This is a genomic window from uncultured Lactobacillus sp. (assembly GCF_902491705.1).
Lineage (GTDB): Bacteria > Bacillota > Bacilli > Lactobacillales > Lactobacillaceae > Lactobacillus.
In genome coordinates, this window is the sequence record NZ_CABUIW010000092.1 from 1 (window position 1) to 3,997 (window position 3,997).

Annotated in this window: 10 protein-coding genes; 6 read left to right on the plus strand and 4 right to left on the minus strand. The window is 34.4% G+C overall.

The genetic code is table 11. The features are described from left to right. The first annotated feature begins 122 nt into the window (after positions 1–122). Positions 123–293, plus strand: coding sequence for a hypothetical protein (locus RDN22_RS11005; RefSeq protein WP_278548613.1), 171 nt, complete (start codon positions 123–125; stop codon positions 291–293). A 499-nt stretch (positions 294–792) separates the two neighbouring features. Here the strand turns inward: RDN22_RS11005 and RDN22_RS11010 are convergent, their stop codons facing one another. Continuing rightward, the gene (locus RDN22_RS11010; protein WP_278548611.1) at positions 793–987 is read right to left on the minus strand and encodes a helix-turn-helix domain-containing protein; all 195 of its coding nucleotides are present in this window, start codon (positions 985–987) and stop codon (positions 793–795) included. A gap of 24 nt (positions 988–1,011) precedes the next feature. Beyond that, on the minus strand, positions 1,012–1,227 hold the full coding sequence (locus tag RDN22_RS11015; RefSeq protein WP_278548608.1) for a helix-turn-helix transcriptional regulator: 216 nt from the start codon (positions 1,225–1,227) through the stop codon (positions 1,012–1,014). 151 nt (positions 1,228–1,378) lie between these two features. Between RDN22_RS11015 and RDN22_RS11020 the strand changes: the two genes are divergently transcribed. The 3 genes from RDN22_RS11020 to RDN22_RS11030 are packed head-to-tail and all read left to right on the plus strand — an operon-like array spanning position 1,379 to position 2,504. Beyond that, complete coding sequence (locus tag RDN22_RS11020; RefSeq protein ID WP_278548605.1) at positions 1,379–1,699, plus strand: helix-turn-helix domain-containing protein; 321 nt, start codon at positions 1,379–1,381, stop codon at positions 1,697–1,699. Continuing rightward, positions 1,699–2,118, plus strand: a complete 420-nt coding sequence (locus RDN22_RS11025) for an ImmA/IrrE family metallo-endopeptidase (protein ID WP_308558128.1) — start codon at positions 1,699–1,701, stop codon at positions 2,116–2,118. Before RDN22_RS11020 ends, RDN22_RS11025 begins: the two co-directional genes overlap by 1 nt. Before the next feature lie 17 nt (positions 2,119–2,135). Continuing rightward, positions 2,136–2,504: a hypothetical protein gene (locus RDN22_RS11030; protein ID WP_278548603.1), complete on the plus strand. Its 369-nt coding sequence runs from the start codon at positions 2,136–2,138 to the stop codon at positions 2,502–2,504. Here RDN22_RS11030 and RDN22_RS11035 read toward each other — a convergent pair. Continuing rightward, the gene (locus tag RDN22_RS11035; RefSeq protein WP_278548601.1) at positions 2,485–2,700 is read right to left on the minus strand and encodes a hypothetical protein; all 216 of its coding nucleotides are present in this window, start codon (positions 2,698–2,700) and stop codon (positions 2,485–2,487) included. The genes RDN22_RS11030 and RDN22_RS11035 overlap by 20 nt on opposite strands. Before the next feature lie 47 nt (positions 2,701–2,747). On the opposite strand from RDN22_RS11035, the gene RDN22_RS11040 reads away from it, so the two are divergent. Further along, positions 2,748–3,221, plus strand: a complete 474-nt coding sequence (locus tag RDN22_RS11040; RefSeq protein ID WP_278548599.1) for a hypothetical protein — start codon at positions 2,748–2,750, stop codon at positions 3,219–3,221. 119 nt (positions 3,222–3,340) lie between these two features. On the opposite strand, the gene RDN22_RS11045 is transcribed toward RDN22_RS11040, so the two are convergent. Continuing rightward, entirely contained in the window at positions 3,341–3,505 is a 165-nt protein-coding gene (locus RDN22_RS11045) for a hypothetical protein (protein WP_278548597.1), read from the minus strand. A gap of 152 nt (positions 3,506–3,657) precedes the next feature. On the opposite strand from RDN22_RS11045, the gene RDN22_RS11050 reads away from it, so the two are divergent. Continuing rightward, positions 3,658–3,966 carry a hypothetical protein gene (locus RDN22_RS11050; protein ID WP_278548594.1) on the plus strand — a complete coding sequence of 103 codons (309 nt, stop codon included), beginning with the start codon at positions 3,658–3,660 and terminating at the stop codon, positions 3,964–3,966. Positions 3,967–3,997: the final 31 nt, after the last annotated feature.

Genomic DNA, 3,997 nt, shown 5'->3' on the forward strand with positions numbered 1-3,997 from the left:
AAGATCGCCGGTAGGCTATCTATATTTAGTATTAATTCTAAAAAAAGAAGAACCGCTCAGAATTTCAAATTGAAATTCCGAACGGTTCTCTTGTTTAAAGAGACTTATGTCACAGCCCCTTCATGGCGGTTAATCCACCTAAGAACGGGCGCCGTATTGGTGCTGTTCGCAATCGTTCTCAGGTTCTAAACCCTAAAACTGGTAAGTATGTCAAGCGTGATGCAGAAACTGGCAAGTTTTTAGACGTCAAGCAAGACGGTACTAAGTTCAAAGGCGTAAGAACTGAGAAATAATAACCAAGCTAGTTCACTTTTTAGTGGGCTGGCTTTTTTTGAAGCCAATTTGTTTCATCTGATTGTGTTGCTTGGGCTTCTGGCAATATGTCATTTCCATGTGTCGAAAGCTTTGTAAGCTGTTTTTCATCTAATCGTCTCCTTAGTTAGCTGTTTCGATTTTCGACTTTCTTTTTTAAGGAAAGCCTTATAAAATTAATTAGTTCAAAAAATTTCTTGAAAAAGGAGTTGGTCATAATGACCCAAGTTTTGAACTTTACTGTGTCTCTGTAAGCAAACAAGCCAACGGTCTTTAGCTGGTGGGCCCTACTCGACGGAGGTTAAACGGATAAATACGTATTTGATACTTTTCAAATACTAGTCAGCGTAAGGCTTTAGTAGCTTATATCAATAGCAGTGCTGGGCGACGATACCAGTTAATTATTGATGGTTAGCCCGTAATAGCTTGTAGACTTTAATAATTTCGCAGCCTTTTCGAGTACGGGATCGATTAGGCTTTTTATTTTTTAAAAAAGTTATTCATATCTGCTTTAGGAAACACTTGCTTAAATCGTGAAAGTACACCAAAGCTTGGTTTAACAAAATTTCCTTCTAATTTTGAATAATGTGACAACGAAACTTTCAATTTAGATGCCATGTCTTCTTGACGCAATTTATATTGTTTTCGGATAGTTCTAAATTCGTTTATCTTCATCGCCTCCTTGGTTAGCTGTTTCAGCTAACTTTGATTTAAAAAAATAGCTAATGGTAAACCCAGCACTTGACTAGCTTTAACTGCAACATCAGTTGATAATTTACGACTGCCGTTTAGAACCTGTCCCAGATAACTAGGACTAATACCAATTTCATTAGCAATAAACTTTGTTTTAATGCCACGGTTATCAATTTCTTGTTTTAACCTTTTGTATGCATCATCTTTAAGAACTGTCGTCAACTACTAACACCTCCTTAGCTGTTTTGTTTAACTTTACAGTTATTATAATACATTGCTATTTTAGCTAAGTCAACCATTATTTAGCTTTTTTAGCTAGAAATGTAATATTTTTATTTAACAGTTGTATGATATAGCTAAAAGGAGATAAATTATGAGTGATTTTAGCGAACGTTTAACGTCCCTCCGCGAAGATAAGGGATGGAACAAAACTTATACAGCAAAACAAATTGGTCTTAAAAGTATGCAGACTTATGCTAATTGGGAATATGGTCGAACCGAACCAGATTTCGAAATGCTTTCAAAGATCGCAAATGTATTTAATGTTTCTACTGATTACCTCTTAAATGGTAAAGAATCTGATAGTAAAACTGCCGACTTAGCAGATAAAGATACAGTCTTCACCTATGAAGGTCGGCAGATTCCACCAGAAGATTTGGAGTACATGAAAAGATTATTGCGTGGTGGTAAGTAATGTATACATATATGGAAGATGCACTTGATTACCTAACTGATTACGCATCTAAACATCACATAAGAATTATGTGGGCTAGCCTTTCACCTATCACACCTCCGGGAAGCAACTTTGAATATCGAAGCGTGGTTATGAACTCTAATTGGCATAACCCCAAAGAGTTTATCTTTCAGCTAGCTCATGAAATATCTCACGTCATTCACGGCGATAAGGGCGACATCTACTACTATCATGCTTGCTTTACTGGCCGAGAATCGGTTGAATACAAGGCTAACCTGGGTGCGGTTAAATTGCTGATACCTTACTACTGTCAGCATCGCAACCAGGAAAGCATCATCGCTTATGAATTTGAAACGCTGTTCGATGTACCAGCGTACTTGAATGACGTTGTGATTGAAGAGCTTAGAAACTATTTCTAAACTGAAGGGAGTAAATCATGGAACCAGACGATTACTTATATGTATATTTGTATTTTCTTAAAGTAGCTACACGATTTGATAATACTACAGATAGAACAATAGCTTATGAAGCTAGCAAGGATCCTAAGTTCAATAAACTAATACAGAAATATGGTGAAAGCCACTTTTCAAATGTTCTTAAAAGTTTAGTAATCGAAATGATTTCTCAAGATGTGCTAATTGGTGTTCAAGCTAAACCAATGAACATTATTACGGGAGTATCTCCCGTTGGTTATTCTATTCTAGCCAAGTCTAATGACAATAAGTTTATAAGCAAATTAAAAAAGAGCGCTCCAAAATGGGCACTCAATACATTAACCAGTATAATCATTTCTCTTGTGTCTTAAGCTTTGCAAATTCATAAATGCCATCGTTATTAGTAAACCGATAAGATTTAGCAATAAATGTCTTTGTTACTGCAACCATACCGTTACCTAGCTTTTTAATTTTTGCAGGTTCAGTCGTTGCAAAAGCAAGATCAGTCGCACCAAACCAAAAATGATTTGGTGTTTCAAGAATATCCGGTAAATTTGGGGAAGTCATACTATCACCTCAAGTTTTTATAATCATTTTAACATTTGGAGGAAATAATGAAAAAGATAGGTTTAATTTGTGCAGTTATCGTTGCTTCTACGTTAATATCTGCTACTCCTTCCTTCGCGTCTAATTCAAGTAGTATTCAATCACAAATTTTTAGCCACATTAATAAAGACGCGAAATCAGATAACGATTTGCGTTTTAAAGTTAAGGCTAAAGACAAGACATTAACCATATACTCCATAGAGGGATTCCGTACATACGAATATATGTCTAGCTATTATATTGATATACTTCGTGCTTTACAAAAAACTAATCTAAATAAGTATGAAATTTTAACTATTAACTCTGAATTCGACAAATTTACCTTTAATACTAGTGATATAAAATCACTACCTCTTTCAGATAAATCAATCAAACAATTAGGATATAAAAATGATGACACTAACGATCCTAACTATGATGATTTTATTGATGAATATTTAAAAAACAAAGCTATTAATTATCAAGATAAAACTAACAATTAATAAACAGTTATAAACATAATCAATTAAAAGCTTCAATTGATTACAGAAATTCAATAGCACATGCAACGCCAATTACACAAATAAGAAATATTGTTCAACATATTTTTGAAGGAACCAGCTTAATTATTTAAAAGATTATTGATTCGAGAAATAACTGAGTTTTCTGATAATTGTTCATCCCAATTATCTACTACATTCCAAAGATAATAATTAAGTATTATTTTTAATGATTTTTCATCAGAAGAATCCAAGAAAATTTTTCTGTTATCTTTAATAATTTCCATACTAATCACCGATTTTAGTATAACAACTAAACCGGTCGAAATCGACTGTTTTAAAAAGTACCAAAAATAATAATGACCGCCCCACCTGTGTTTGTGGAGCGGTTTAAAAAGAAAGTAAAAAGAACGTACGTACGATGAAAGGAGGTGAGATTATGTTTCCAAGAAAATACAAAAACAAGTGGCGCTTTGGTCAACGGTACAAGGATCCACTCACAGATAAGTGGCGAACTGTAACTGTCATTGCTGATCGCAACACAAGGATTACCCGTCATGAAGCTCAGATTGCCCTCGATAAGAAGATTAACGCTAAGTTAGCAAGTATTACTGGAGAGCATAATAAGTACCGTCAGATGACGTTAGGCGAGCTATATAGGACATACTGGAATGAGAAAAAAGATAGTTGGCGACTGAACTCAAGAAGAACTTACCGCAATTCTGGGAGTGTAAAATATTTTGTGTAAATTTCTAAATTAAATTGAAAAAGGGAAAGCC